The sequence below is a fragment of the Leuconostoc gelidum subsp. gelidum KCTC 3527 genome (genome assembly GCF_000166715.1).
GTDB classification, from domain to species: Bacteria; Bacillota; Bacilli; order Lactobacillales; family Lactobacillaceae; genus Leuconostoc; species Leuconostoc gelidum.
The window spans coordinates 13,666-40,190 of the sequence record NZ_AEMI01000019.1; the positions used below are offsets into that span (position 1 = coordinate 13,666).

Sequence of the window (26,525 nt, forward strand, 5' to 3'; positions counted from 1 at the left end):
GAAAGCTATTAGAGTGGTACCGCGGGTGAAAACTCGTCTCTTGTCAAAAATAACAAGAGACGAGTTTTTTTATCCATTTAATCAAAATAAGGTATAATAGTAACTAGTAAAAAAAGGAATGAATAATAATGGCAAATAATGAAATGGTTGTCGCTTCACTAGCAAAGGTGTTGACAGATTTTAAACCAGAAGAAATTTCAATGAAGTTAGAAACACCTAAATCATCGGAAATGGGTGATTTGGCATTTCCAACTTTCACTTTGGCAAAAGTTTTGCATCAGGCACCCCAGCAAATTGCAATTGACATCGTCACTAAAATTAATCAAACAGGCTTTGAAAAAGTTGTTGCGATTGGTCCTTATGTTAATTTCTTTTTAGATAAACCAGTCACATCAGGTAAAATTTTGCGTTTAATTCTTAAAGAACAATCGCATTTTGGTAGTAATACAGATGGCAATGGGAACAATGTTACGATCGATATGTCATCACCTAACATTGCTAAACCAATGTCTATGGGACATCTAAGATCAACCGTTATCGGTAATGCATTAGCAAACATTACAGCCAAAAATGGATATGTTCCTGTTAAAATTAACCATTTAGGAGATTGGGGAACACAGTTTGGTAAGTTGATTTATGCTTATAAGACTTGGGGTTCAGAGACTGAAGTTAAAGCTGATCCAATTGCTACGCTATTACGTTATTATGTTGAATTCCATGAGAAAGCTAAAAACGATGATACGTTGAATGATGCAGGTCGTGCTTGGTTTAAAAAATTAGAAGATGGCGATTCAGAAGCACATCAGTTATGGCAATGGTTCCGTGCGGAATCATTGAAAGAGTTTACAGCAATTTATGATCGCTTGGATATTACATTTGATTCTTTTAACGGCGAAGCTTTCTATAATGATAAGATGGATAAAGTCGTTGATGCTTTAGAAGAAAAAAATCTTTTGGTGTCCTCACAGGGGGCTAAAATTGTTGACCTATCAGCTATTAATGCTAGTTTGACACCAGCAATGATAAAGCGGTCAGATGGCGCTACATTGTATATGACACGTGATCTGGCAGCAGCTGTTTATCGCAAAGAAACGTATCATTTTTCAAAATCACTGTATGTGGTTGGTGGCGAACAACGTGAGCATTTTGTACAAATGAAAGCAGTCTTATCATTAATGGGCTTTCCATGGGCAGACGACATTGAGCATATTTCATTTGGATTGATTACATTTAATGGCAAAAAAATGTCGACACGTAAAGGTGATGTTGTGTTGCTAAAAGATGTCTTAGATGATGCACATGAGTTAGCATTAAAGCAAATACAAGAAAAAAATCCGGCACTTGAGAATAAAAATATTGTGGCAGAACAAGTTGGCGCTGGTGCAGTTGTCTTTCATGATTTAATGAATGATAGAACAAACAATTTTGATTTTAATTTAGAGGAAGTTGTTCGTTTTGAGGGTGACACAGGACCCTATGTTCAGTATACTAATGCGCGTGCAAAATCAATTTTGCGTAAATCTGGTGTAACAATTGTTGATAATAATTTAAACTTGGATGACGTGGCAACATGGGACATCGTGACAATCCTTAATAGTTTTCCAGAAACAGTGCAACGTGCATGGCAACAACGTGAGGCAAGTATCATTGCAAAATATGCTTTAAACTTGTCACGAGCATTTAATAGATATTATGCTAATTCAAAAATTTTAACAAATGATCAGCAACTAAATGCACGTTTAGCGTTAGTGCAATCTGTGTCGATTGTCCTATCAGAAAGTTTACGTTTGTTAGGTGTGAAGTCACCAGAGGAAATGTAACTGTTATCTAACACGTTCTCAATTAGGAGAAATTATATGATTTCAAAACAACAACGTCAAGAACTCATTCTTGATATCATTCAGAATCAGCCAATCACTAGTCAAGAAGAATTACTGAGTGAACTTTTAAAGCATCGTGTTGAAACAACACAAACAACGGTTTCAAGGGATATTCGCGCATTAGGTATCGTAAGAATTAAGGATATTAATAATGATTTACGTTATCAACAATTGCAAGATCAGGGTGAGACACCTGACCTAATCGTAACAGAAAATGCGATAGATGCTGCTATCATTGAATATGCTGTATTTGTCAAGCGTGTTCAGTTTATGACAATTATAAGGACAACAGATTCAAGTGGTAATGCCGTTGCTGGCATCATTGACGATGCAAACTTGCCGCAAGTCATTGCAACATTAGCTGGATTTGACACAATTTATGTGACAAGTCCAGATGAAGTAAGTGCAGAAGCGTTAACTAAACGTTGGTCGGCATTGATAGGATAATCTATGAATTGGTTGAAGCATATTATTAAAAAAATAAACGAAAAACTTTCCCCATTCGCTAAACGTTGGCAGTTTGGACGTTTTCTTATCATAGTTTTTTTATCATTTTTTTTGATTATGAGTGTGTACTTGGTTACTTTAGCGAAAACAGCGCATGTTAAAAATTTACATGCAACGTTAGCACAAACAACAACGGTCTATGATGATTCAGGCACAAAAGCTGGGGAACTGTATTCGCAAAAGGGAACTTATGTCAAGTATAGTCGTATATCTCAAAATATGCGTGATGCGGTTATATCAAGTGAGGATCGGAATTTTTATCATGAGTATGGCTTTTCTGTGAAAGGAATTGCTCGTTCAGCGGTACTTAATCTCAAGAATAAATTGTTAGGTTCATCTACTATCGCTGGTGGCGGTTCTACTTTGACACAACAACTTGTTAAAAATGCTTATTTGACGCAAGAGCAGACAATAACTCGTAAGGCTAAAGAAATTTTCTTATCGATGCAAGTTGAACAAGATTATACAAAAAATCAAATATTAACTATGTATCTTAATAACGCTTGGTTTGGTAATGGTGTTTGGGGTGTTGAAGATGCATCTCAAAAATATTTTGGTGTTCATGCTAGCGAGTTGACAACTTCACAAGCAGCAACTTTGACTGCGATGTTACCAAGCCCAGCACTCTATAATCCAATTGATCATCCACAAGCTGCAATTAAACGTCGAAATGTCGTTTTAAGTACAATGGTAGCAACAAAACGTTTGTCAGCATCACAATTAAAGCAATCACAAGCTGTACCCATGACTTTGAATGATACGTATGATAGTTCAAACAAATATCAATATCCATGGTTTTTTGATTCAGTTATCAGTGAAGCTATTAAAACATATGGCTTAACTGAAAGTGATGTCATGAATCGTGGCTATAAAATTTATACAACACTAAATCAACAAGATCAAACAAATTTACAACAAAATTTTAATAATAGTGCCATGTTTAATTACAATACGGATGCGCAAGCAGCAAGTGTTGTGCTAAATGCGAAAACAGGTGGCGTTCGTGCACTTGTGGGTGGTCGTGAAGAAGAGCACACATTCCGAGGCTTTAATTATGCAACGCAATCAAAATTGTCACCAGGTTCATCAATTAAACCAATTGCTGTGTACGCACCTGCCTTAGAAAAAGGTTATAGTATCGACACAAGCTTACCGAATATGACACGCACGTTTGGTACAAATGGTTGGGAAGTTCATAATGCTTTGAATGTGCAAACAGATAACGTACCTATGTATGAAGCTTTAGAGCACTCCTACAATGTGCCGGCGGTTTATTTATTAAATAAGATTGGTGTGAATGCGGGTTATGCTAGTGCACGCAAATTCGGTTTACCATTATCAGATAAAGATAAAAATCTTGCGTTGTCTCTAGGTGGGTTAACAGTTGGTGTTTCTCCTATGCAAATGGCACAAGCATACACCGCTTTTGCCAATGATGGTGTCATGAGTGACGCACACTTTATTACAAAAATTGTTGATGCGACTGGAAAAGTAATTGTGAATCACCCTAAAGCTAAGCAAAAGCGTGTTATTAGTTCGCGAGTTGCAGATAATATGACACGTATGATGCTCGGCACTTATACTAATGGGACCGGTTTAGGGGCAGCACCGGCTGGTTTTACTATTGCTGGTAAAACAGGCACAACCGAAAATCCCAATGATACGGAAAATAGTCAATCATCGAAAGATTCTTGGGCAATGGCGTATACAAAGGATGTTGTCGAAGCTACTTGGATGGGGTTAGATGATAAGAGCAAAAATAATAGCTTGCCCCTCGGATTAACAGCAACTATGGGGCCTTTGGTAAAAACTTCATTAGAGGAAATTTTGCCAAATACACCAGGAACAAACTTTACTGTAACAAATCCAAACAGTGGCACCGACAGTACTAGTAAGGCATTTAAGTGGTCAGATATTGGTTCTGATTTCTCAAAGGGAATTGATAATGCTGTAGAAGGTGCCAATAAAACTTGGCAAACTATTAAGGGATTATTTGGCAATTAAGAATTATCGATTGATTTAGTAATGACAGTGTATACAGTTTATTGAAAGCAAAAAGGAAAAGAAAAATGACAGTTAATATTTATGATAATGCCAATGAAATGGCAAATGTATTGAAGCAAACACAAGAATATACAGCATGGCAAAAATCTTTTGATGAAATTCAAAATAATGAAGAAGCTAAGAGCCTGTTTGGTAAGTTCCAAGAGGTGCAAGTTGAAGTGCAAAAAATGATGCAAGTCCAACAACAACCAAATCCAGAACAAGAAAAAGAATGGGATATTATTGCAGCTGAAGTGCAAAAAAATGAACTCATTACAGCACTTTTAACAGCTGAACAGGCATTAAATAAGCTATTAACGGAGCTTAATGATATTATCACAAAACCTGTTGCTGATGCTTACGCACAACTACGAAAGTAAGTGCGAAAACAATCAATTTGGTTGTTTTTGTATATAAAAAGAGAGAAATACTATGCAAAATAAATTTGTTCAGTTTCTAAAAGAGTGGATTGTACCAATCTTGGTCGCCGTTGTTGTGGTTGGCTTGATTCGAACTTTCTTATTCGAATTTGTAAGAGTAAATGGGCCATCAATGACGCCCAACTTGCAAAACGGTGAATTGGTTTTGTTAAGTAAAGTTTCTAAATATAAACGTGGTGATGTTGTGGTGTTTGATGCACGTCAGGAAGATCCAAGAATTAGATCTGGAGAAAAAGATTATGTCAAACGGATCATTGGTTTACCAGGAGATACGGTTTCATATAAAAACTCTAATTTATATGTGAATAACAAACTAGTTAATCAAAACTACATTGGCATCAATGAACAAACACAAGGTACTGAAATGTCATTTGGCAGCACGTGGTCATTGAAAACATTATCATCTACTGATCAATGGAAAGAAAAAGATCGTAATCATAATAGGGTGCCAGCAGGTGAATACTTTGTCATGGGTGATCACCGGTCAGTGTCTAATGATGGTCGTTATTTTGGATTTATTGATAAGCAACATATTAGAGGAAAAGTCTATGTACCTTTCTGGAATTCAAATAAAACAGCTAAGCAAAATGTTAACAGTCAGAATAAACTTTTTTTTGCAAATTGAATTTGCTTAGTTGTGAAAAAAATGATAATATATGAGAAACAATAAAAACCTTTAATTAAGTCCAGAGAGACTTACAAGGCTTTTAGATACTTGGGTCAAAGTCCATTCTTTGACCGTAATTTTCTAGAACCGCGTAAGTCAAAAGGCTTATGCGGTTTTTTGTATAAAGAGGAGTATTATGCGACATTTTTTGAATATAAATTCAGTAAATGAATCTGATGTGCTAAAATTAATTCAACGGGCCTTAGCATTTAAGTCAGGTGTGCAGCCCAATCAGACTAATTTGACGGTAAGTAATTTGTTTTTTGAAAATTCTACACGTACGCATAGCAGTTTTCAGATGGCAGAAAATAAGTTAGGTTTTCAACAAATTAGAATTGATCCGCAAAGCAGTTCAATGTCAAAAGGTGAAAGTTTAGTCGATACGTTGAAAACACTAAAAGCTATTGGTGTTGATGTTGCTGTTATTAGGCATAGTGTTACGAGTTGGTATGAAAGTGTCCTGAGTGCAGAAGGACATGCTATACCGCAGCTTGTGAATGCTGGGGATGGCAGTGGGCAGCATCCTTCTCAAAGTTTGCTAGATTTGGTGACAATTTACGAACAATTTGGTCATTTTGATGGTTTAAATATTCGAATTGTTGGTGATTTAATGCATTCTCGTGTGGCACGTTCAAATGCGGAAATTTTGAAAAAATTAGGCGCTAATATGACATTTTCAGGTCCTGAAAATTGGCGACCAAAAGATTTTAGTCAATTTGGTAAGTTTGTGGTTATTGATGAAGAGTGGGAAAAACTTGATGTTGTGATGTTTCTGCGTGTGCAGCATGAACGTATCACACAGACTGAAAATCAAATTTTTTTAACCAAACAATATCATGCTAAATTTGGACTGAATAAATCACGATATGAACAACTCAAAGCGCAGGCAATTATCATGCATCCAGCACCAGTTAATCGTGACGTGGAAATTGCCGATGAATTTGTTGAGGCGCCAAAGTCACGTATTTTCGAACAAATGACCAATGGGGTGTTTGCAAGGATGGCAATATTAGAATATACAATGGAGACAAATCATGCAACTTATTAAGAATGCTAAAATTTTAGAAGATAGTCATTTAGTTACACGAGACGTGCTGATTGATGGTAAAAAAATTGTTAAAGTATCAGAAAATTGTCATTTAGAGGTTGATACGATTGATGCTAAAGGTGCATTTCTATCAAGTGGACTTGTCGACGTGCATGTTCATTTTCGTGAACCTGGTTTTGATTATAAGGAAACGATTGCGACTGGTTCTCAAGCTGCTGCACGCGGCGGTTTTACAACGGTTATTGCGATGCCAAACCTTAACCCTGTGCCAGACACGGCCGAACGTATCGCTGCGCAAATTAAATTAAATGAAATAAATGGTACGGTCCATGTTAAGCAATATGGGGCTGTTTCGGCTGATTTGACAGCATCTAAAGTATCAGATATTTCAGGAATGGCTGCTGCGGGGGCTGTTGCCTTTAGTAACGATGGTAAAGGTGTGCAAACCGCTGATACCATGTTACAAGCCATGTTAGCTGCTGCAAAAGCTGATAAACCATTAGCAGCACACTTAGAGGATGATTCCTTGTTACATGGTGGGGTTATGAACGCTGGAAAACAATCTGAAAAATTAGAAATTCCAGGAATTACTGGTTTAGCGGAAAGCTCACAACTGGCGCGTGATTTGATGTTAGCTAAAGCAACAGGGGTGCACTATCATGTTGCGCACATCTCGACGAAAGAGTCGGTTGCATTAGTTCGAATTGCAAAATTGCAAGGCGTAAATGTTACAGCTGAAGTTTCACCACATCATCTTTTGCTCTCTGATATGGATATCAAAGGTGATAATGCGCTATTCAAAATGAATCCACCTTTACGTTCACAGGCAGATCGACAAGCCGTATTAGCGGGATTATTGGATGGCACAATTGATATGATTGCAACAGACCATGCACCACATGGTACGGCAGAAAAAAATAAGCCATTTCGAGAAGCACCATTTGGGATTACAGGAATTGAAACGAGTTTTCAATTGTTGTACACACATTTAGTTAGATCAGGCGTCATGACGCTAGAGACACTTTTGCAACGCATGATAAGTGCACCAATAGCTTCTTTTAAACTTGAGGCACCAACTGAGATTAAGCCTGGTGAAACGGCTGACCTAGCTTTGTTTGATTTAGAACATCAGAAAACTATTTCAGTAGATAATTTTAAATCAAAAGGTAAGAACACACCCTTTATGGGTTGGCAAGTTTACGGTAATACACTTGCAACTTGGGTTGACGGCCAGTTAGTTTATCAATCATTTTGAGCGACGAAAACACGATAACGAGGATAATAAGACATGAAAAAACGCTATATAGTACTTGAAAACGGATCAGTATACGAAGGGGAGTCCTTCGGATCTGATGTGGATGTGATGGCAGAATTGGTCTTCAATACTGGCATGTCAGGCTATCAAGAATCAATAACTGATTTGTCATATCGTGGTGAAATGATTGTTTTTACCTATCCTCTAATTGGAAATTATGGTATTAATCGTGATGATTTTGAAAGTTTACGACCGGCAGCTTCAGCAATCATTGTCCATGAAATTGCACGCCGGCCAAGCAATTGGCGTCAAATGATGAGTTTGGAAGAATGGGCAGAACGAACGAATATGCCTGGCATTACTGGCGTTGATACACGTGCATTAACGCGTGAATTGCGTGATAACGGCGTTATGAAAGCTGCTTTAGTCAATGAAGTAACCGATGACATTTTCTCAGAGATTAAAAAATTTGTTCCTTCAAAAAGGATGGTTGCTGATGCGACAACAAAGACGCAATACCAAAATCCAACGGATGGTGTGTCAATTGCCTTAATTGATTTTGGATTAAAAAATTCAATTTTACGTTCTTTAGCTAAAAGAGGGGTCAATGTCATGGTGTTTCCAGCAGATGTTGACGCGGAGACTATTTTAGCTGCTAATCCTGATGGCATATTATTATCAAATGGTCCAGGCAATCCACAGGATGTTGCTTACGCTATCCCCACAATACAAACATTGCAAGAACAGTTACCACTGATGGGTATTTGCTTAGGACATCAATTGTTTGCAATAGCTAATGGTGCTGAAACATACAAATTAAAATTTGGGCATCGTGGTTTCAATCACGCGGTTCGTAATTTGTCAAAAGAACGGCTAGACTTTACTTCTCAAAATCATGGCTATGCAGTTAATCGAGATAGTTTATCAAAAACAGAACTCGTTGTGACACATGAAGAAATTAATGATCACACAGTTGAGGGTGTTAGATTAAAAAATCATCACGCTTTCTCTGTTCAATTTCATCCGGACGCAGCACCGGGTCCACATGATGCTGAATATCTATTTGATGATTTTTTGAACATGATTAAAAACGCAAAGAAGGAGACAACACAAAATGCCTAAACGCACTGACATCAAAAAAATATTGGTGATTGGCTCTGGCCCAATTGTTATTGGTCAAGCAGCAGAATTTGATTATTCTGGCACGCAAGCTGCACTAAGTTTAAAAGAAGAAGGCTATTACGTCATTTTAGTTAACTCTAATCCTGCAACAATTATGACGGACGCAGAAATTGCAGATAAAGTTTATATTGAACCCTTATCAATTGATTTTATTGAGCGTATTTTGCGTAAAGAGCGGCCCGATGCCATTTTACCAACATTAGGTGGTCAGACTGGTTTAAATATGGCTAAAGATTTGTCTGAAGCTGGCATATTAAATGATTTAAATATTGAGTTGTTAGGTACAAAACTATCAGCAATTGAAGAAGCTGAAGATCGCGAAGAATTCAAAGCACTCATGGAACGCTTGAATGAACCTATTCCTGAATCAACGATTGCCACGACACTAGATGAAGCATTAGAATTCGCTGATACACACAGTTATCCGGTTATTGTACGCCCAGCGTACACATTGGGTGGCACAGGTGGTGGTATCGCTGAAACGCATGCAGAATTAACTGAAATTGCGGCAAATGGTTTAGAATTATCACCAGTCACGCAAGTCTTGATTGAACGATCAATTGCTGGCTATAAAGAAATTGAATTTGAAGTCATGCGTGATGCACATGATAATGCGTTAGTTGTCGCATCAATGGAAAACTTTGATCCAGTTGGTATACATACGGGTGATTCAATTGTCACAGCACCGGTACAAACACTGTCAGACCGTGAAGTTCAAATGATGCGTGATGCTGCGTTGAAAATTATTCGTGCTTTAAAAATTGAAGGTGGTGTCAATATTCAAATGGCACTCGATCCAGATTCATACAAGTATTACATTATTGAAGTCAATCCACGTGTATCGCGTTCATCTGCACTAGCATCCAAAGCCACAGGATATCCTATTGCTAAAATGGCAGCCAAAATTGCTGTTGGTTTGAATTTAGATGAAATTATTAATCCCGTTACTGGTACAACTAAGGCAGAATTTGAACCGGCATTGGACTATGTGGTATTTAAAATTCCGCGCTGGCCATTTGATAAATTTGCATCGGCTGATCGTAGTTTAGGGACGCAAATGAAGGCAACAGGGGAAGTTATGGCAATTGGCCGTAACATGGAAGAGGCATTATTGAAGGCTGTACGTTCATTAGAAATTGACGCAATAGGGCTAGATGATATCACATTTGATGAATTATCAGACGAAGACCTATTGCAGTCATTAATGCCTGCCCGTGATGATCGTTTATTTATGATTGCTGACTTATTACGCCGTGGCGTAACAATTGAGGCTATTCACGACAAAACTTTAATTGATGAATTCTTTTTGGACAAAGTGCTTCATATTATTGAAATTGAACGTGATCTAGCACATAATATTGGTGATCTTGATCAACTCGCCTATGCCAAAAAAAATGGTTTTGCTGACGCAACTATCGCAAATATCTGGCATAAAACGACAGCTGAGGTTCGTCAATTAAGAACACAAGCAAGTATTTTACCTGTTTATAAAATGGTTGATACTGTGGCGGCTGAATTTGAGTCGCAAACACCATATTACTATGCAACATATGAGCGTGAAAATGAATCAATCAAAACGCCTAAAAAATCTGTCATTGTACTGGGTTCAGGCCCAATACGTATTGGACAAGGCGTGGAGTTTGATTACGCTACTGTTCATGCAGTAAAAGCTATTCAACGTGCGGGTTACGAAGCGATTATTATGAACTCTAATCCTGAAACTGTCTCAACTGATTTTTCTATTTCTGACAAATTGTATTTTGAGCCGTTAACATTAGAAGATGTTTTAAATGTGATTGATTTAGAAAATCCGATTGGTGTTGTTGTACAATTTGGGGGTCAAACAGCTATTAATTTAGCACAACCATTGACAGAAAATGGTGTTAATATTTTAGGCACAGCAGTTGAAGATTTGAACCGTGCTGAAGATCGTGAAGCCTTTGATCAGGTCATAAAACAATTAAAACTACCACAACCCATAGGGAAAACAGCTACAACAGTTCCTGGTGCTTTGGCAGCGGCACAAGAAATAGGTTATCCAGTTTTGATTCGGCCATCGTATGTACTTGGTGGACGTGCAATGGAAATTGTGACTTCAGATGAAGAATTAAACGATTATATGCAACGTGCGGTTAAGGTGTCAAATGATCATCCCGTCTTGATTGATTCATATTTAGTTGGTCAAGAAGCCGAGGTTGATGTGTTATCAGATGGTGAAACAGTTGTTATTCCCGGTATAATGGAGCATATTGAGCGTGCAGGTGTCCATTCTGGTGATTCTATGTCCGTCTACCCACCGCAATATTTATCACAAAAAGTTCAAGATGAAATGACGCAGGCAGCTATCAATTTATCACAAGCCATGAATACGATTGGCTTGATGAATGTGCAGTTCGTTATTCATGAAAATACAGCTTATGTCATTGAAGTGAATCCACGAGCGTCGAGAACTGTACCATTTATTTCGAAAGTGACACATATCCCATTAGCACAATTGGCAACACGTGTCATGCTGGGTGAAAAACTAGCTGACATGGGATTTGAAACTGGATTAGTACCGGCAGATGACATGGTTCATGTTAAAGCACCTATTTTCTCATTTACCAAGCTACCAGATGTCGATTCATTACTCGGGCCTGAAATGAAATCTACTGGTGAAGTGATGGGCTCTGATACGACTTTACCAAAAGCCCTTTATAAAGCCTTTGTGGCTTCAAACATTAAAGTACCACAATATGGCAATGTTCTCTTTACAGTCGCTGACGATGATAAAGAAGAAGCGCTAATTTTGGCTAAACGATTCAATAATTTAGGATTTGCTTTGTTTGCAACATCAGGTACTGGTGCATATCTTGAGGTCAATGATATGCCTGTTGAAATTTTAGATAAAATTTCGGAATCTAGCAATAATTCAGTAGAAGCACTGAAATCACAAAAGTTACAAGTTGTTATTAATACAACTCAGGCTGATGACCGGGCAGAATCTGATGGTCGTCTCATCCGTAATGCAGCAATCGAAAATGCTGTACCATTGTTTACAGCACTGGACACAGTTAACGCTTTTCTCGATGTTTTGGAGAGTCGTAGTTTTACAGTCAATGAAATGAAATAGTGGTTAATTGATAAAATGACTAATAAAATTGTCCAGTGAGACAAATTAGGAGAAAAAATGATAATAAATAATCGTCTGACGGTTAACCTACCGGGATTAAATATGAAAAATCCTGTGATGAACTCTTCTGGTTCTGTATATTTTGGCTTAGAAGATAAAGGATTTGGAATTGAAAAAACAGGGGCACTAGTCACTAAAACAGTTACCATGACACCACGTGTTGGTAATCCGAAACCTTGGATTATTGAAACGCCAAGCGGTATTTTGAACTCAGTTGGGTTAGCTAACCCAGGTATCGAAAAGGTAATATCAGATATGTTGCCTGCTATTCATGAAAAATATTGTGATGACATGCCGGTGATGGTTTCAATTGCTGGCGAAACTGTACAAGAATATGTTGCGTTAGCACATCAGTTAACACATACAGGTTTTGTAACTGCGATTGAAGTCAATTTATCGTGTCCTAATGTTGATCGTGGGGGTATGGCTTTTGGTGTTGATGCACAAACGGCATCTGAAGTTATTGCTGCGTTACGACAAGTCACTCATTTACCGCTTTATGCTAAATTATCACCAAATGTGACAGATATTAAACCAATTGTAAAAGCACTTGAAGTTGCTGGTGCGGATGGCATTGTTCTGATTAATACAGTTATGGGAATGAGTTTTGACTTGGCAAAACGTCAAGCACGGTTAGCACGGGGTATAGGTGGTATGTCTGGTAAATCAATTCATCCTATTGCTGTACGTTTTGTTTATGAAGCTGCTCAGACAGTTAACATTCCGATAATTGGTGTCGGTGGCATTACTGGTGTTGCTGATGTGTTGGAATTGCTGATGGCAGGAGCTAGTGCTGTACAAGTTGGTGGTGCGCTAACTCAGAGACCTGAAGCAATGTTAGAGATTATTGAAGCGCTGCCTGCGGCGTTAGATAAGTATGAGTTTACTGATGTTCGAGCTGTGACCAACACCTTTAGAAAGTAAATATAGATTAATTTATTTAGAAAGGAATATCCTCTATCATGAAACGACCGGTATTTATAGCATTAGATTTTCCTGATGCAAAAACAACAAGACTTTTCCTCAATGATTTTCTTAAAATGGCTGATAAGCCTGCAATAAAAATCGGCATGGAATTATTTTTTGCAGAAGGACCAGAATTTGTCCGCGAACTACGCAGTCAAGGTTTTACAATTTTCCTGGATTTGAAACTTTATGATATTCCAACAACAGTTGGTCATGCGGTTGCTAGTATTGCAAAATTAAATGTTCAATACCTGACAGTTCATGCTGCTGGTGGTACAAAAATGTTACGACAGGCTGTAGCGAATAAAGGTGAGGAAATGAAGTTACTAGCGGTCACGCAATTAACTTCTTTTTCAGAAGCTGAAATGCGGGCAACACAATTAACGTCGTCAACCATGACGGAAAATGTCATTCATTTAGCTGAATTAGCTTACCAATCAGGAATTGATGGGACAATTAGTGCCCCGTTGGAAGCAGGCCTCATTCAACAAAAAACGAATGCCTCCTTTCTACGTGTAACGCCGGGAATTCGATTGACTGGCGATTCAACTGATGATCAAATGCGCATTACAACACCCGCAAAAGCACGTGAATTGGGTGCTACTGGCTTAGTTGTTGGTCGTTCAATTACTAAATCCAATGATCCTGTGTCAGCCTACCAACGTGTACTATTAGAATGGAGCAATTAGATGTTAAATTATGCAGAACAAGTAGCAAATGATTTACTTGCAATTGGTGCAGTAAAATTTTCTCCAGAAAAACCGTTTACTTGGGCATCGGGTATTAAAAGCCCTATTTATACAGATAATCGTATGACTATTGGCTACCCAAAAGTCCGTCAAAATATTTATGAAGGTTTAGCCGCATTAATTCAAGAATCATTTGACGATGTTGAAATCATTGGTGGTGTTGCAACGGCTGGTATTCCACATGCTGCATGGGTTTCTGAGAAACTGAATAAACCCATGATTTATGTACGGTCTAAGCCAAAAGACCATGGTGCAGGTCGTCAAACAGAAGGCGCAGTTATTGCTGGTAAAAAAGTTGTATTAATTGATGATTTAATTTCAACGGGAGGATCGGTATTAAGTGCTGCTGAAGCGATACGTAAAGAAGGCGCTAATGTTTTAGGTGTTGTATCAATTTTTTCATATGAATTATCTGAAGGATTGACTAATTTCACCAATGCAAAATTGACTTTCAAATCGTTAACAACGTATTCTCAACTGGTAGCCGCAGCTATTGAACGTGGTGATCTAAACAAGTCTCAATTGACAACATTACAAAATTGGCAACAAAATCCTAACAAATGGCAATTATAAGTGGCGACTAAAAAATCTCTGGAGAAAGTTCTCCAGAGATTTTTTTTAATAGATTGCATCACGGTATAAGCCGATGACTTTACCCAAAATAGAAACGCTTTTAAGAATAATCGGTGCCATTGCATCATTTTCAGGTTGTAAACGGAAATGGTCTGCTTCTCGAAAAAAACGTTTAACTGTTGCTTCGTTATCATCATTCATCGCTACCACAACATCGCCATTATCAGCGTTATCTTGTTTACGAACAATGACCTTATCACCATCTAAGATACCAATATTGACCATAGAGTTACCACGAACATTTAGCATAAACATGTCACCATCAAATTGCATCAAATTATCAGGAATTGGAAAAAATTCAGTGGCTTCTTCTTCAACGGCCAAGATAGGTGTACCAGCCGTAACAAGTCCTAGTACGGGGATACGGCCAGGAGTAGTCGATACACCCAATGCTTCTAAACCAGCATCAGTGACTTCAATGGCACGAGCACGAGGTTTTGAGGCATCTTTTAAAAGGTATCCTTTTTTTACTAGTCGTTCGATATGACCATGAATTGTTGAGGAAGAAGACAAGCCGACAGCTTCACCAACCTCACGCACTGTAGGTGGATAGCCATTTGTTATTTGTGCTTCATGGATAAACCTTAGCACCTGTAGCTGTTTACTTTCTTGAATTTGAATTGTCATTTTTGGATCTCATTCCTTAATACTACTCGATTTAATATGTACTAATTATAACGAAAAAATAAAGATAAATCAAACATTTGTTCGTTTTTTTAGGTTTTAATAAGTTATCTATCAAAAACATTTATTATTTCTTTAAAAGTGCGTCTAATTTCAGAGAAAATCTGTGGATAATATTGTTGAAAGCCAGAGGTTAGTATTTTAAGAAATAATGACGTCATTATTTTGTACTTTATGCTATAATTAACCTTAGAAATTTATTAAGGGGAAGACTATGACTTTAAGTATCGGACTCGTCATCTTGATTGCAGTTTTGACTTTAATTATTGGATTGGCGGCTGGATTCTTCTTAGCACGTAACTCAATGAAGAGTTACTTAGCAAAAAATCCACCAATTTCAGAAGAAATGATGAAGTCAATGATGATGTCAATGGGTCAAAAACCATCACAAAAGAAATTAAATCAAATGATGGCTCAGATGAAGCAACAAAGCGAACAAGCGCAAAAAAAATAAGCCTTAAAGGCTTATTTTTTTTCACGTTTAGGGTCAACATAAACGAAGTTAGGATCTATCTCGTGATCTAGCTGATCAAAAGCGTCTTGAATCATCTGTGTATATTTGGCAATGTTTTCTTTATTTAACCTGTCTTTACGGTCTATTATAATAGGTTCACCGAAATTAATGGTGGTATTGTTTCGTTTAAACAGCTGTCCAAAGGATACTGGTCCTTGGTATACAGCGGGAACAATCGCTTTTCCTGACATCTTTGCGATCAATAAAGAACCCGATTTTAATTCATCATTGTGTCTGGAACCAGAAGGAAACATGATAAGTGAACGATTGCCGTGCTTTAATTCGTTAACTGGTATTTTGATAACACTCGGGCCAACATTTTCTCTATCAACTGGGAATGCGCCGGCAGATTTAATGAGCCATGCAAGTGGTGGAAATTTAAAAAGTTCAATTTTAGCCATAAATATAAAATGTTTTGGGTAGGCAGCAATCGCATACCAAACAGGATCCCACCACGTACGATGTGGTCCGACCAAAACGTAGTTATCGTCAGCAGGTATACGATTTCGATTCATATACTTGATTCGACCATTTACTGCCCACATTAGGCCAACAGCTACGCCGCGCAAAAAATCATAAAATTTCATTATTAGTCACCTCATAAACTACCTTAACTATTTTACACGATAAAGCGAGAAAAAAACAATGATTGAACCAATTCTTAATCCAGGTGAGCGTATCGATGGCTTACCTTCACAAAATATTCATATTATTCAAAATCCAGATATGTTTGCATACTCACTAGATGCGATTTTATTGGCACATTTTGCTGATGTTAAGGGAAAAGGGCGTGGATTGACTGTAGATCTAGGCGCTGGTACAGGTGCTGTTGGTTTATTTTATGCACCAAAAGTTACTGGACTGATTAAATTAGTGGAAATTCAACCAGAACTAGCCGAAATGGCAAAACGAAGCATTGCAATGAATGGGTTACAGGGTCGTGTTAGCGTCTTGCAGTCAGATATGAAAGCTATATTTGATGATATTCAACCAGGCTCAGTAGAAACCGTCTTGTCGAACCCACCATACTTTCCATTAAACGATACAACAAAAACAAATCAAGATGAACACTATGAATTAGCACGACACGAACTGACGATAGATTTGCCAGGGTTGGCCCAAGTTGCCAATAAGTTACTTAAAAATAATGGCAAATTTTATATGGTTCACCGACCAGAACGATTGGCCGATATTTTTTCGGCATTTTCAGCACGAAAATTAATGATTAAGCGTATACAATTTGTCTATGGCAAAGCTGACCGAGAAGCGAATATGGTACTTATTGAGGCAATAAAAGCTGGACGTTTAGGTGGCGTTCGCATTATGCCACCAATTGTGGCGTATGAGCAAACAAATGAATATACAAAGCAGGTACAAAATATTTTATATGGACAATCGTGGACATGATAAAACCTTATTACTTTTACGTCTTATATACGGCTGATGGTTATTTTTATGCTGGCTTTACCGATGACGTACAACGTCGATTTAAGACACACCAGGTACGTAAAGGTGCGAAGTTTACACGTGTCAAATCAAGACATCCCTTACAATTAATTTATGATGCACAGTTTGATACAAAAAGTGACGCACTACGAGCCGAAGCAAGTTTTAAAAAATTAACAAGAAAAAATAAAGAGAAATTTTTGATAGCGCATCAGGTTAATGCAAAAATTTGGGTCTAATGGCTTGCAATGCTGTTAATTATTTCGTATAATAATAGCTGTTGTAATTAACAACAAATACACACGGCAAACAAGTTCACATAGGTGCAGAAATGTCATTGTGAATGTCGAATTTGTCGGCGGAAAAACCTAGGAGACCATATCATGGCAGTTATTTCAATGAAAGAACTCCTCGAAGCAGGAGTACACTTTGGGCACCAAACACGTCGTTGGGACCCAAAAATGGATGAATACATCTTTACAGAACGTAATGGTATTCATATCATCGATTTACAAAAGACAGTTAAACTTGTTGATGAAGCTTATAACTTTGTCCGTAATGCATCAACAGATGATGCTAACTTCTTGTTTGTTGGTACAAAGAAACAGGCATCAGATGCTATTGCTGAAGAAGCAACACGTGCTGGTCAATATTTCATCAACCATCGCTGGTTGGGTGGTACTTTGACTAACTGGAATACAATTAAGACACGTATCCAACGTTTGAAGGATTTGGAAGTTATGGCCGAAGATGGCACTTTCGAACAATTACCTAAAAAAGAAGTTGTTTTGCTAAACAAGCAACGTGAAAAGTTGGATAAGTTTTTGGGTGGTGTTAAAGATATGCCTGGTTTACCAGATGTATTGTTTGTTGTTGATCCTAAGAAGGAAGAAATAGCTGTTAAGGAAGCAAATATGTTAAACATTCCCGTTGTGGCTATGATTGACACAAATGCTAACCCTGAAGTTGTTGATGTTAAGATTCCTGCCAATGATGATGCTATTCGTGCAGTTCGTTTAATCACTGCTAAGATGGCTGATGCTATTATTGAAGGTCGTCAAGGACAAGATTCAGCCCCTGAAGATGCTTTTGTAGCTGGGAATGAAAACACAGAATCAATTGAAGAAATCACTAATATCGTTGAAGAAGGCAATAATTAATATTTGAATGACAAATGCCGTTCCTGCGGACCTGTTTGGGATGCGGATTGGCATTTTTATTTGTCCGAAACGTGTAAAAAGCATGTTATAATGAAAACATAAATATTTTTAGAGGAGCAATATAATGGCAATTACTGCTGCACAAGTAAAAGAATTACGTGATAAGACATCTGTTGGTATGATGGATGCAAAGAAGGCTTTGGTTGAAGCTGATGGTGACTTGGAAAAAGCAATTGACTTGCTTCGTGAAAAGGGTATGGCTAAGGCTGCTAAAAAAGGTGACCGCGTTGCTGCCGAAGGTATGACTTATGTTGCTGTTGCTGGCAATAAAGCAGCTATTATTGAATTGAACTCAGAAACTGATTTCGTTGCGGGAAACGCTGAATTTAATGACTTGTTAAAGACTGTTGCAAATACAATCGTTGAATTTGCGCCTGCAGATGTTGAATCTGCACTGGCTTTGGAGATAGAAGCTGGGCAAACTTTGAATGATAAGATTGTTGGAACAACACAAATTACTGGTGAAAAGATTACTTTGCGCCGTTTCACTGTTGTTGAAAAATCAGAATCTGAAAATTTTGGTGCATACTCTCATTTAGCAGGGTCAATTTCTTCACTAGTTGTTGTTGAGGGTGCCTCAGAGACAGCTGCTAAAGACATCGCGATGCATGTTGCAGCTATTGCACCACAATATGTTTCAGATAATGAAGTACCAACAGAAGTTGTTGATCGAGAAAAAGCTGTTCAGCTTGCATCTGAAGACTTAGCTGGTAAGCCTGATAATATCAAAGAAAAAATGGTCGAAGGACGTATTAAAAAATTCTTGGCTGAAATTTCATTGTTGGATCAAGCGTTTGTTAAGAATGGTGACCAAACTGTTGCACAATTTATTGCGGCACAAAATGGTTCTGTAAAATCATTTGTACGTTACCAAGTTGGTGATGGCATTGAAAAGAAAGTGACTGATTTAGCTGAAGAAGTTGCTAAACAATTAGGGTAATAAATATTAAAAGTGCGTTATATAATCATAACGTACTTTTTTTGCGATATATTTTTGGTATAATTGATTAGCATAGAAAATGAGGTAAATCATGTCGGATATGAAATATAAACGTGTTTTGATGAAACTTTCTGGTGAAGCGTTGGCTGGAGAAAAAGGTCAAGGCATTGATCTTGAAACAGTTTCTGAAATTGCACAAGATTTAAAAGAAGTTCATGACCTAGGAACACAAATTGCAATCGTTGTTGGTGGTGGTAATTTATGGCGCGGTGAACCAGCTTCAAAAGTTGGTATGGAACGTTCACGTGCAGATTATACTGGCATGCTTGGTACAACGATGAACGCTCTCGTGTTGCAAGATGCATTGGAACGTGCTGGTGTTGACACACGTGTTCAAACAGCCATTACAATGCAACAAATTGCTGAACCATATATTCGTGGTCGTGCTATTCGTCATTTAGAAAAAGGAAGAATTGTTATTTTTGCAGCTGGGACAGGTTCGCCTTATTTCTCAACAGACACAACAGCTGCATTGCGAGCAAATGAAATTAACGCGGATGCTATTTTGATGGGTAAAAATGGTGTTGATGGCATCTATGATTCGGACCCTAATAAAAATGCAAATGCTGTTAAGTATACCGAACTAACTCATTTGGATATTTTGCAAAAGGGATTGAAAGTGATGGATTCAACAGCTAGTTCACTATCAATGGACAACAATATGCCACTCGTAGTATTCAACTTAAACACACCAGGTAATTTAAAACGTGTTGTACTGGGTGAAAAAATCGGGACAACGGTTACAGGAGGAAAATAATGGCTTTTAACTTAACAGACGCTAAGACACGTATGCAAGGTGCTCAAGATGCTTTAAAACGTGAATTGGGAAGTATCCGTACGGGACGTGCTAATCCGCACATTTTAGACCGTATCGAAGTAGAATATTATGGTGCAATGACACCTTTAAAGCAAGTTGCTTCAATTTCTGTTCCTGAGGCGCGTATTTTATTGATTACACCATTTGACAAATCAGCTTTAGAAGAAATTGTTCGTGCAATTAACATGTCTGATTTGGGACTTAATCCAGCTTCCGACGGGAATATTGTACGTTTGGCAATTCCTCAAATGACGGAAGAAGGTCGTAAAGATCTAGCTAAGCAAGTGAAAGCTGAGGCTGAAAAAGCAAAAGTTTCCATTCGTAATGTCCGTCGTGATGCAATGGATACGGTCAAAAAAGACAAAGAATTACCTGAAGATGATGTACGAAATGCTGAAGATGATGTTCAAAAGTTAACTGATGATAATATTAAGGCAATCGACGTCATTGCAGCTGAAAAAGAAAAAGAATTGTTGACAATTTGAAGATGTTTTAAAATTTTTAGTGGCAGATATACTGTGACACTAAACTATCATAAAAACTTGACGCATCGTCAAGTTTTTTTATTTGGAGGATATTTATTGTGCGCAGGTATTTGAGATATTGGCAAGAAGCGTTTGATTTTCGCGGTGGCGCTTATCGATTAGACTATTGGTTGGTTCAGGTTGTTAACAACCTGATCTTTGCCTTGATAGTTTTTATTGTTGGTACTATTTTTAACGAATGGATGTTATCAAGTTACATTTCCTCAATATTTAGTCTATTCATATTTATACCGAATATATCCATATTCATTCGCCGATTACGAGATTCAGGCTTACCTCAGCAAACTGTGGCATTGATATTATTTAGTCCATTTTTAATTGGTATTCTTAGTGGCATTATTACTGCACTTGGTTTATTGATTGCTGCACCATTTCTATTGTTGATATATTTAATTGGTATAATTTACTTGCTCTTTCGACGTTCAGCCTATTGGACACCATATCTAGATATACAACAAAAAATAAATTATGCCATTGTCTTTGTTACCATCATTGTGCTGATAATTGGATTACAAATTTTTACGATTAAAAAACAAATGACTGGTATTAATAATATATGGCAAAAAGCGCTAAAACAACAAGTCCAGCAAACACAACGTGAATCAAAATTGATTGACAAGTCGGCTAGTAGTCAAACAAATATTGAATCAATTTTATCTAGTGCTGCGCCTGATACTCATAATTCAGGAAAAACTCAAAAACCAATACCTGACATTTCAGTTAAAGCGTTACCAGATGATAAAGCAACTGCTAGTTATCGTAATTTACCTGAAATGCGGTTGGGAGATAATGATTTTGGGACCTTCACGGCTCAAGGCCACTGGGAACAAGACAGTTCGACACTACAATGGTTGTTAAGCATACAAGAGGAACGTGTGTTGATTATGACCAGCACAATGGGACAAGGGTTCGGCGTTGATATATCTAGCTTGCCATTTAAAAAAATTGTTGGGCAAAGTTATTTTCAGTTAAAACAGCAGGGCGATTTACAGGTTTGGCGTATTGATGGTACTTACAAAGAGCCATCAACGGGTCAAATTAAAGCAATGAGTTATTTGGAATGGCATATGCCAAATTGTCATATTCGTGTGATGTATTTAATTTCTCAGTCGAGGCCATTGCTAAATACAATAATTAATTCGGTGTCAACAACGTACGACAATGCGTTATAAATATGATGAAACACTTGACGTTTTAATAGTTGCAGTGCATAATAAATATATTCAGTTTACTAGCTAAGATATCATGTGGCGATGATGGAGTGTGTAAGCAACTCAAGTGTCGGAAATATTTTCCGGAAATCAGGTGGAACCGCGTGTAAGCGTCCTGATGTCAATTATTTTGACATTGGAATGGATTATGGGCGGTTTTTTAGTGTCGGAAAGGGGAAATAACACACAGTATTTTTTAAAAGTTATGTGATTCTTATTCAAAACGACATAAGCTCAGTAACTCTGTTAAAGTGCTATAAAGATATATAAATACATATCTTTTGTGCAAAGATATGTATTTATATATCTTTTGTGTGATATACTTCAAATATGGAAAAAAAGCAGACAATTTATTTCGAATTAGATGTGGTTAACTCACGACTAGTTAAAGATAATAATGTGTTGATACAGCAAATCATGAACGTGACAGATTATTTAAACAAATTCACTAAACAAACACTAGTAATGCCATTTCAAGTGCACAATGGTGACGCGATTTCTGGTGCGGTACAATCAATTAATACACGAGATGACATTGTTAAAATTTATCAAGCATTGACAACCTATCTAATCATGCAAGCCATGACTTTGCAATTATATATGGCTGTTGGTGTTGGCAATATTGATACAAATTTTAATAATACAAAAGATGAAGCGTTGGTCAATGGGTCAGCCGTAGTATTGGCCCGAAATATAGCGATGCCAGCGTTGAAATTAATTTCAGCCAAACAAATGGATAAAAAATTAGGCATTCAAACTGATTTTAAAAAAGCACCTATTTTACTGAAAATAGCTACTGATCATGAAAGCATGTCAGTAGTTGAACACATTCTTATGTTAGTTTACGAGTTCGAACTCAATACAGATAAAAAGCGTTTAATTTATTCAACGTTGCAAAATTCTGAGAATTGGCGCGATGATCTGCCAAAATTAATTGCTGTAAAAAATAGTGGATTTAAAGAGACAGACACACTTAAACAAATTGAAAACCGTGCACGTATGTTGGTTACCAAAGCAGATGTGCAAGCTGTTAATAACCAGTTAGCAGTATTTGAGGAAAAGTAAATGAAACAAGAATTAATAGACACGGCATTTAAAGTTGTCGGGTGGTTAGTAGTAAGCTATCTCTATGGGGTAATGATCAGTTTTATTCTGAGCAAAATTGGTCAAAAAAAATGGCAACCTGTAGCTGGTAAAAAAGCTGATCCGTTTATACATGGTCAACTCATTGGTAATATTGAACGTACTTTTGCGATGTTATTAATTTCATTGGGTAATGTTGGTGCTATGAGTATGATTGTCGCTATTAAAGGATTTGCGCGATGGGGTGAATTATCTAAATTGGATAATGACGTGCAAAGTATTGCTATTGATAAATTTATTATTGGTAATTTACTGAGTTTAGGATTTCCGGTTTTAATTGCAACAATTTGGTTTTTTGCTAATAAGTTTTAATAAAATAATTTTAAAAATTAAAATATTTAAAGGAAAAGAAAAATGACAAATACAAAATTATCATTACAAGATATTATTTTGACCCTCCAACAATACTGGGCTAAACAAGGGGCAAACTTAATGCAAGCATACGACAATGAGGTTGGTGCTGGAACGCAATCGCCATACACATTTTTACGTGCAAATGGTCCTGAACCTTGGCACGCAGCATATGTTCAACCATCGCGTCGTCCTGCTGACGGACGCTATGGCGATAATCCAAATCGCTTATTCCAGCATCATCAATTTCAAGTTGTTATGAAACCATCCCCATCAAACATTCAAGAATTGTATTTAGGTTCGCTTGAAGCTTTGGGAATTAAATCATTAGAACATGATATACGTTTTGTCGAAGATAACTGGGAAAATCCATCAATGGGTGCAGCAGGCATTGGTTGGGAAGTTTGGTTGGATGGTATGGAAGTCACACAGTTTACTTATTTTCAACAAGTAGGTGGCATTGAGGTGGATTCTGTTACAGCTGAGGTAACTTATGGTTTAGAGCGATTGGCATCATATATTCAAGATGTCCCTACAGTGTATGATCTTGAGTGGGGTAATGGTGTACTTTATGGTGATATTTTCAAAGAACCTGAATATGAACATTCAAAATATGCTTTTGAATGTTCTGACCAAGAAATGTTGTTGAGACATTTTGATGAATTTGAGGCTGAAGCAACGCGTTTATTGTCATTAGGATTGGTTCACCCAGCATACGATTATATTTTGAAATCATCACACGCGTTTAACTTATTAGATGCGCGTGGCACAGTTTCAGTCACAGAACGTGCAGGTTATTTACACCGGATTCGTACAATGGCACGTCGTGTATCAAAAGTATTTATTGAAGCCCGTTCAAAGCTTGGGTTCCCATTATTAAAAGATAGTGATTTACGTGAAAAATATTTAGGTGTGAACGGTAAATATGCACAGAAGGAGGAAATGTAACTATGTCAAAATTTTTACTAGAAATTGGTTTAGAAGAAATTCCAGCACATTTGGTAACGAGTTCAGAAGCACAATTAATTGCACGCACAACAAAATTTTTGTCTGAGCATCGTTTGTCAGTAGGCCATATTCAACCTTACTCTACACCACGTCGATTAGCGGTAGAGTTGAGTGATGTGTCATCTGAATCAGAGGCATTATCAGAAGAAAAGCGTGGGCCATCTATTGAACGAGCAAAAGATGATAATGGTGATTGGTCAAAAGCAGCCCAAGGATTTGCTCGAGGGCAAGGTATGACGCCAGAAAACTTTGAAGAACATGATGGTTATGTTTGGCTAACTAAACATACGTCAGGCGTGCCAGCGGCTGATATTTTAGCTAGTATTGGTGAAGAAGTTATTGCACAAATGAAATTCACAACATATATGAAATGGGCAAACAATGACTTTTTGTATGTGCGACCAATTCGATGGATTGTTGCTTTACTTGATGATGAAGTGATTGATTTTAACCTTCTAGAAGTTCAAACAGGACGTGTGACACGTGGACATCGTTTTTTGTCAAATGAACATATCACAATTGCTAATGCGGGATCATATGTGGCGACCTTAAAGGCGGCCTATGTTATTGTAAATGCAGCAACACGTAAGGGTATTATACAGTCACAACTTGAAAATATTGCAAATCAAAATAATTGGTTATTAGATTTGAGCTCAGATGCAGCGCAAAATTTGTTGGAGGAAGTTAATAATATTGTTGAATGGCCGACGGCATTTTCTGGTGGCTTTGAAAATAAATACTTAGAACTGCCAGATGAAGTGTTAATGACATCAATGCGTGAACATCAGCGCTTTTTCTATGTAACAAATCAATCAAATGATTTGTTACCATACTTTCTATCTGTCCGTAATGGTAATTCTGAACATCTTGATAATGTCATTGCGGGAAATGAGAAAGTGTTAGTCGCTCGATTAGAAGATGCCGAATTTTTCTATCAAGAGGATCAACAAAAAACCATTGAAGATAGTATGACAAAGGTTAAAAAATTGGTTTTCCATGAAAAAATAGGGACAGTATACGAACATATGCAGCGTGTTGGGCGACTAGCTGCTAGTTTAGCTGATGAGTTGCAATTTGATGAGACACAAAAAGTTGATTTAGCACGTGCATCTGAAATATACAAGTTTGATTTGATGACTGGCATGATTGGTGAATTTGATGAATTACAAGGCATTATGGGTGAACATTATGCGCAACTATTTGGTGAAAGCGCTGCAGTGGCCAGTGCCATAAGAGAACATTATATGCCAGTTTCTGCTAATGGTAGCATTGCAGAAACTGAAGTTGGCGCCGTGTTAGCAATAGCTGATAAACTAGATACCATTGTTACTTTCTTTTCGGCTGATCTTATTCCCTCTGGATCAAATGACCCGTATGGTTTGCGACGCGCAGCAAACGGGGTGGTTAGGACGCTTCAAAGTAAACACTGGCATGTTGCATTACGCCCATTACTGTCTGAATTTATAAAATCTAATGGTAAGGTCACCGAGAATGCTGATGTAACTGCGATTATGACATTTATTTTAGATCGTGTTCGTAAACTAGCTTTGGATGGCGATGTACGGCCAGATATTGTGGCTGCGGGAACAGCTCTGACGCCTGACGTGGATGTTGTTTACATTGCAGATCGTACGCAAACGCTGGCAAATCATGCTGGTGATGATAATTTCCGTGATATTATTGAAGCATTAACCCGTGTTTCGCGTTTGGCCATGAAGCAAGCAACAGAAGGTCTTATCGATGAAAGCTTGTTTGAAAATCAAGCCGAACAGGCACTATTTATGGCAACAAAAAAGATTGATTTGAAAATGCTAAAATCTCAAGGTGAAGAAGCAGTGTACAGTGCATTAGCTGAACTACAAAAACCAATTGCAGCTTACTTTGAAGTGACAATGGTTAATGCTGATGATGAGCAGGTTAAAAACAATCGTTATATGCAATTACATATGATTGATAAACTTATTGCTGCGTTGGGTGATTTAGAACAAATTGTGATTAAATAGTTATAAAATTATATGACTTACCAATGAAACTAAACAAGGGT

General features: G+C 37.4%; 26 protein-coding genes. 24 read left to right on the forward strand and 2 right to left on the reverse strand.

What is annotated here, in order from left to right; all coding sequences use genetic code 11:
* Positions 1-128 precede the first annotated feature (128 nt).
* The 12 genes from argS to pyrE all read left to right on the forward strand — a co-directional run bounded on the left by argS (position 129) and on the right by pyrE (position 14,482).
* A complete protein-coding gene (gene argS / locus EUI_RS0105170) occupies positions 129-1,820 on the forward strand; it encodes an arginine--tRNA ligase (RefSeq protein WP_010016586.1) in 1,692 nt (563 codons plus the stop codon).
* Between the two features lie 36 nt (positions 1,821-1,856).
* Complete coding sequence (locus EUI_RS0105175; protein WP_010016587.1) at positions 1,857-2,327, forward strand: arginine repressor; 471 nt, start codon at positions 1,857-1,859, stop codon at positions 2,325-2,327.
* A gap of 3 nt (positions 2,328-2,330) precedes the next feature.
* The gene (locus EUI_RS0105180; RefSeq protein ID WP_010016589.1) at positions 2,331-4,391 is read left to right on the forward strand and encodes a PBP1A family penicillin-binding protein; all 2,061 of its coding nucleotides are present in this window, start codon (positions 2,331-2,333) and stop codon (positions 4,389-4,391) included.
* A gap of 65 nt (positions 4,392-4,456) precedes the next feature.
* Entirely contained in the window at positions 4,457-4,810 is a 354-nt protein-coding gene (locus tag EUI_RS0105185) for a YlbF family regulator (protein WP_010016591.1), read from the forward strand.
* Between the two features lie 52 nt (positions 4,811-4,862).
* Positions 4,863-5,495: a signal peptidase I gene (lepB, locus tag EUI_RS0105190; protein WP_010016592.1), complete on the forward strand. Its 633-nt coding sequence runs from the start codon at positions 4,863-4,865 to the stop codon at positions 5,493-5,495.
* 178 nt (positions 5,496-5,673) lie between these two features.
* A complete protein-coding gene (locus EUI_RS0105195) occupies positions 5,674-6,585 on the forward strand; it encodes an aspartate carbamoyltransferase catalytic subunit (protein WP_010016593.1) in 912 nt (303 codons plus the stop codon).
* Positions 6,572-7,840: a dihydroorotase gene (locus tag EUI_RS0105200; protein ID WP_010016594.1), complete on the forward strand. Its 1,269-nt coding sequence runs from the start codon at positions 6,572-6,574 to the stop codon at positions 7,838-7,840. The genes EUI_RS0105195 and EUI_RS0105200 overlap by 14 nt, the downstream gene beginning before the upstream one ends.
* A 33-nt stretch (positions 7,841-7,873) precedes the next feature.
* Positions 7,874-8,962, forward strand: coding sequence for a carbamoyl phosphate synthase small subunit (locus EUI_RS0105205; protein WP_010016595.1), 1,089 nt, complete (start codon positions 7,874-7,876; stop codon positions 8,960-8,962).
* Complete coding sequence (gene carB / locus EUI_RS0105210) at positions 8,955-12,134, forward strand: carbamoyl-phosphate synthase large subunit (RefSeq protein WP_010016596.1); 3,180 nt, start codon at positions 8,955-8,957, stop codon at positions 12,132-12,134. Before EUI_RS0105205 ends, carB begins: the two co-directional genes overlap by 8 nt.
* 57 nt (positions 12,135-12,191) lie before the next feature.
* Entirely contained in the window at positions 12,192-13,118 is a 927-nt protein-coding gene (locus tag EUI_RS0105215; protein WP_010016597.1) for a dihydroorotate dehydrogenase, read from the forward strand.
* A 38-nt stretch (positions 13,119-13,156) separates the two neighbouring features.
* Positions 13,157-13,849 (forward strand): orotidine-5'-phosphate decarboxylase, encoded by a 693-nt coding sequence (pyrF, locus tag EUI_RS0105220; RefSeq protein WP_010016598.1) that lies wholly within the window; start codon positions 13,157-13,159, stop codon positions 13,847-13,849.
* Complete coding sequence (gene pyrE, locus EUI_RS0105225; RefSeq protein WP_010016599.1) at positions 13,850-14,482, forward strand: orotate phosphoribosyltransferase; 633 nt, start codon at positions 13,850-13,852, stop codon at positions 14,480-14,482.
* A gap of 45 nt (positions 14,483-14,527) precedes the next feature.
* On the opposite strand, the gene lexA is transcribed toward pyrE, so the two are convergent.
* Positions 14,528-15,169, reverse strand: coding sequence for a transcriptional repressor LexA (gene lexA, locus EUI_RS0105230; protein ID WP_010016601.1), 642 nt, complete (start codon positions 15,167-15,169; stop codon positions 14,528-14,530).
* Positions 15,170-15,440: 271 nt separating this feature from the next.
* Here lexA and EUI_RS0105235 point away from each other — a divergent pair, with 271 nt between their 5' ends.
* A complete protein-coding gene (locus tag EUI_RS0105235; RefSeq protein WP_010016603.1) occupies positions 15,441-15,680 on the forward strand; it encodes a YneF family protein in 240 nt (79 codons plus the stop codon).
* 11 nt (positions 15,681-15,691) lie between these two features.
* Here EUI_RS0105235 and EUI_RS0105240 read toward each other — a convergent pair whose 3' ends face one another.
* Positions 15,692-16,327 carry a lysophospholipid acyltransferase family protein gene (locus EUI_RS0105240; RefSeq protein ID WP_010016604.1) on the reverse strand — a complete coding sequence of 212 codons (636 nt, stop codon included), beginning with the start codon at positions 16,325-16,327 and terminating at the stop codon, positions 15,692-15,694.
* 58 nt (positions 16,328-16,385) lie between these two features.
* On the opposite strand from EUI_RS0105240, the gene EUI_RS0105245 reads away from it, so the two are divergent.
* The 11 genes from EUI_RS0105245 (at position 16,386) to glyS (ending at position 26,484) form a co-directional block, all read left to right on the forward strand.
* Positions 16,386-17,147: a tRNA1(Val) (adenine(37)-N6)-methyltransferase gene (locus tag EUI_RS0105245; RefSeq protein WP_010016605.1), complete on the forward strand. Its 762-nt coding sequence runs from the start codon at positions 16,386-16,388 to the stop codon at positions 17,145-17,147.
* On the forward strand, positions 17,144-17,425 hold the full coding sequence (locus tag EUI_RS0105250; protein WP_010016606.1) for a GIY-YIG nuclease family protein: 282 nt from the start codon (positions 17,144-17,146) through the stop codon (positions 17,423-17,425). Before EUI_RS0105245 ends, EUI_RS0105250 begins: the two co-directional genes overlap by 4 nt.
* A 144-nt stretch (positions 17,426-17,569) precedes the next feature.
* Positions 17,570-18,346, forward strand: coding sequence for a 30S ribosomal protein S2 (gene rpsB, locus EUI_RS0105255; protein WP_010016607.1), 777 nt, complete (start codon positions 17,570-17,572; stop codon positions 18,344-18,346).
* A gap of 124 nt (positions 18,347-18,470) precedes the next feature.
* Positions 18,471-19,346 carry a translation elongation factor Ts gene (gene tsf, locus EUI_RS0105260; RefSeq protein ID WP_010016608.1) on the forward strand — a complete coding sequence of 292 codons (876 nt, stop codon included), beginning with the start codon at positions 18,471-18,473 and terminating at the stop codon, positions 19,344-19,346.
* A 91-nt stretch (positions 19,347-19,437) separates the two neighbouring features.
* Positions 19,438-20,163 (forward strand): UMP kinase, encoded by a 726-nt coding sequence (gene pyrH, locus EUI_RS0105265; RefSeq protein ID WP_010016609.1) that lies wholly within the window; start codon positions 19,438-19,440, stop codon positions 20,161-20,163.
* Entirely contained in the window at positions 20,163-20,708 is a 546-nt protein-coding gene (frr, locus tag EUI_RS0105270) for a ribosome recycling factor (protein WP_010016610.1), read from the forward strand. Before pyrH ends, frr begins: the two co-directional genes overlap by 1 nt.
* Positions 20,709-20,806: 98 nt before the next feature.
* A complete protein-coding gene (locus EUI_RS0105275) occupies positions 20,807-21,940 on the forward strand; it encodes a DUF805 domain-containing protein (protein WP_010016611.1) in 1,134 nt (377 codons plus the stop codon).
* A 369-nt stretch (positions 21,941-22,309) separates the two neighbouring features.
* Positions 22,310-23,044 (forward strand): hypothetical protein, encoded by a 735-nt coding sequence (locus tag EUI_RS0105280; RefSeq protein ID WP_010016612.1) that lies wholly within the window; start codon positions 22,310-22,312, stop codon positions 23,042-23,044.
* Positions 23,045-23,434, forward strand: a complete 390-nt coding sequence (locus tag EUI_RS0105285) for a hypothetical protein (protein ID WP_010016614.1) — start codon at positions 23,045-23,047, stop codon at positions 23,432-23,434. It begins immediately after the preceding gene.
* 42 nt (positions 23,435-23,476) lie between these two features.
* Positions 23,477-24,421, forward strand: a complete 945-nt coding sequence (gene glyQ, locus EUI_RS0105290; RefSeq protein WP_010016616.1) for a glycine--tRNA ligase subunit alpha — start codon at positions 23,477-23,479, stop codon at positions 24,419-24,421.
* 2 nt (positions 24,422-24,423) lie between these two features.
* Complete coding sequence (glyS, locus tag EUI_RS0105295; RefSeq protein ID WP_010016617.1) at positions 24,424-26,484, forward strand: glycine--tRNA ligase subunit beta; 2,061 nt, start codon at positions 24,424-24,426, stop codon at positions 26,482-26,484.
* Positions 26,485-26,525 lie beyond the last annotated feature (41 nt).

Excerpts from the sequence above, each read along its gene's own strand:
- EUI_RS0105285 (WP_010016614.1), top strand. The coding sequence starts at position 23,045 with ATGAAACAAGAATTAATAGACACGGCATTTAAAGTTGTCGGGTGGTTA.
- tsf (WP_010016608.1), top strand. The coding sequence starts at position 18,471 with ATGGCAATTACTGCTGCACAAGTAAAAGAATTACGTGATAAGACATCT.
- EUI_RS0105215 (WP_010016597.1), top strand. The coding sequence starts at position 12,192 with ATGATAATAAATAATCGTCTGACGGTTAACCTACCGGGATTAAATATG.
- EUI_RS0105280 (WP_010016612.1), top strand. The coding sequence starts at position 22,310 with ATGGAAAAAAAGCAGACAATTTATTTCGAATTAGATGTGGTTAACTCA.
- EUI_RS0105240 (WP_010016604.1), bottom strand. The coding sequence starts at position 16,327 with ATGAAATTTTATGATTTTTTGCGCGGCGTAGCTGTTGGCCTAATGTGG.
- EUI_RS0105185 (WP_010016591.1), top strand. The coding sequence starts at position 4,457 with ATGACAGTTAATATTTATGATAATGCCAATGAAATGGCAAATGTATTG.
- EUI_RS0105195 (WP_010016593.1), top strand. The coding sequence starts at position 5,674 with ATGCGACATTTTTTGAATATAAATTCAGTAAATGAATCTGATGTGCTA.
- EUI_RS0105200 (WP_010016594.1), top strand. The coding sequence starts at position 6,572 with ATGCAACTTATTAAGAATGCTAAAATTTTAGAAGATAGTCATTTAGTT.
- pyrH (WP_010016609.1), top strand. The coding sequence starts at position 19,438 with ATGTCGGATATGAAATATAAACGTGTTTTGATGAAACTTTCTGGTGAA.
- pyrF (WP_010016598.1), top strand. The coding sequence starts at position 13,157 with ATGAAACGACCGGTATTTATAGCATTAGATTTTCCTGATGCAAAAACA.
- carB (WP_010016596.1), top strand. The coding sequence starts at position 8,955 with ATGCCTAAACGCACTGACATCAAAAAAATATTGGTGATTGGCTCTGGC.
- frr (WP_010016610.1), top strand. The coding sequence starts at position 20,163 with ATGGCTTTTAACTTAACAGACGCTAAGACACGTATGCAAGGTGCTCAA.
- EUI_RS0105235 (WP_010016603.1), top strand. The coding sequence starts at position 15,441 with ATGACTTTAAGTATCGGACTCGTCATCTTGATTGCAGTTTTGACTTTA.
- rpsB (WP_010016607.1), top strand. The coding sequence starts at position 17,570 with ATGGCAGTTATTTCAATGAAAGAACTCCTCGAAGCAGGAGTACACTTT.
- EUI_RS0105205 (WP_010016595.1), top strand. The coding sequence starts at position 7,874 with ATGAAAAAACGCTATATAGTACTTGAAAACGGATCAGTATACGAAGGG.
- EUI_RS0105250 (WP_010016606.1), top strand. The coding sequence starts at position 17,144 with ATGATAAAACCTTATTACTTTTACGTCTTATATACGGCTGATGGTTAT.
- argS (WP_010016586.1), top strand. The coding sequence starts at position 129 with ATGGCAAATAATGAAATGGTTGTCGCTTCACTAGCAAAGGTGTTGACA.
- EUI_RS0105180 (WP_010016589.1), top strand. The coding sequence starts at position 2,331 with ATGAATTGGTTGAAGCATATTATTAAAAAAATAAACGAAAAACTTTCC.
- pyrE (WP_010016599.1), top strand. The coding sequence starts at position 13,850 with ATGTTAAATTATGCAGAACAAGTAGCAAATGATTTACTTGCAATTGGT.
- glyQ (WP_010016616.1), top strand. The coding sequence starts at position 23,477 with ATGACAAATACAAAATTATCATTACAAGATATTATTTTGACCCTCCAA.
- glyS (WP_010016617.1), top strand. The coding sequence starts at position 24,424 with ATGTCAAAATTTTTACTAGAAATTGGTTTAGAAGAAATTCCAGCACAT.
- lexA (WP_010016601.1), bottom strand. The coding sequence starts at position 15,169 with ATGACAATTCAAATTCAAGAAAGTAAACAGCTACAGGTGCTAAGGTTT.
- lepB (WP_010016592.1), top strand. The coding sequence starts at position 4,863 with ATGCAAAATAAATTTGTTCAGTTTCTAAAAGAGTGGATTGTACCAATC.
- EUI_RS0105175 (WP_010016587.1), top strand. The coding sequence starts at position 1,857 with ATGATTTCAAAACAACAACGTCAAGAACTCATTCTTGATATCATTCAG.
- EUI_RS0105245 (WP_010016605.1), top strand. The coding sequence starts at position 16,386 with ATGATTGAACCAATTCTTAATCCAGGTGAGCGTATCGATGGCTTACCT.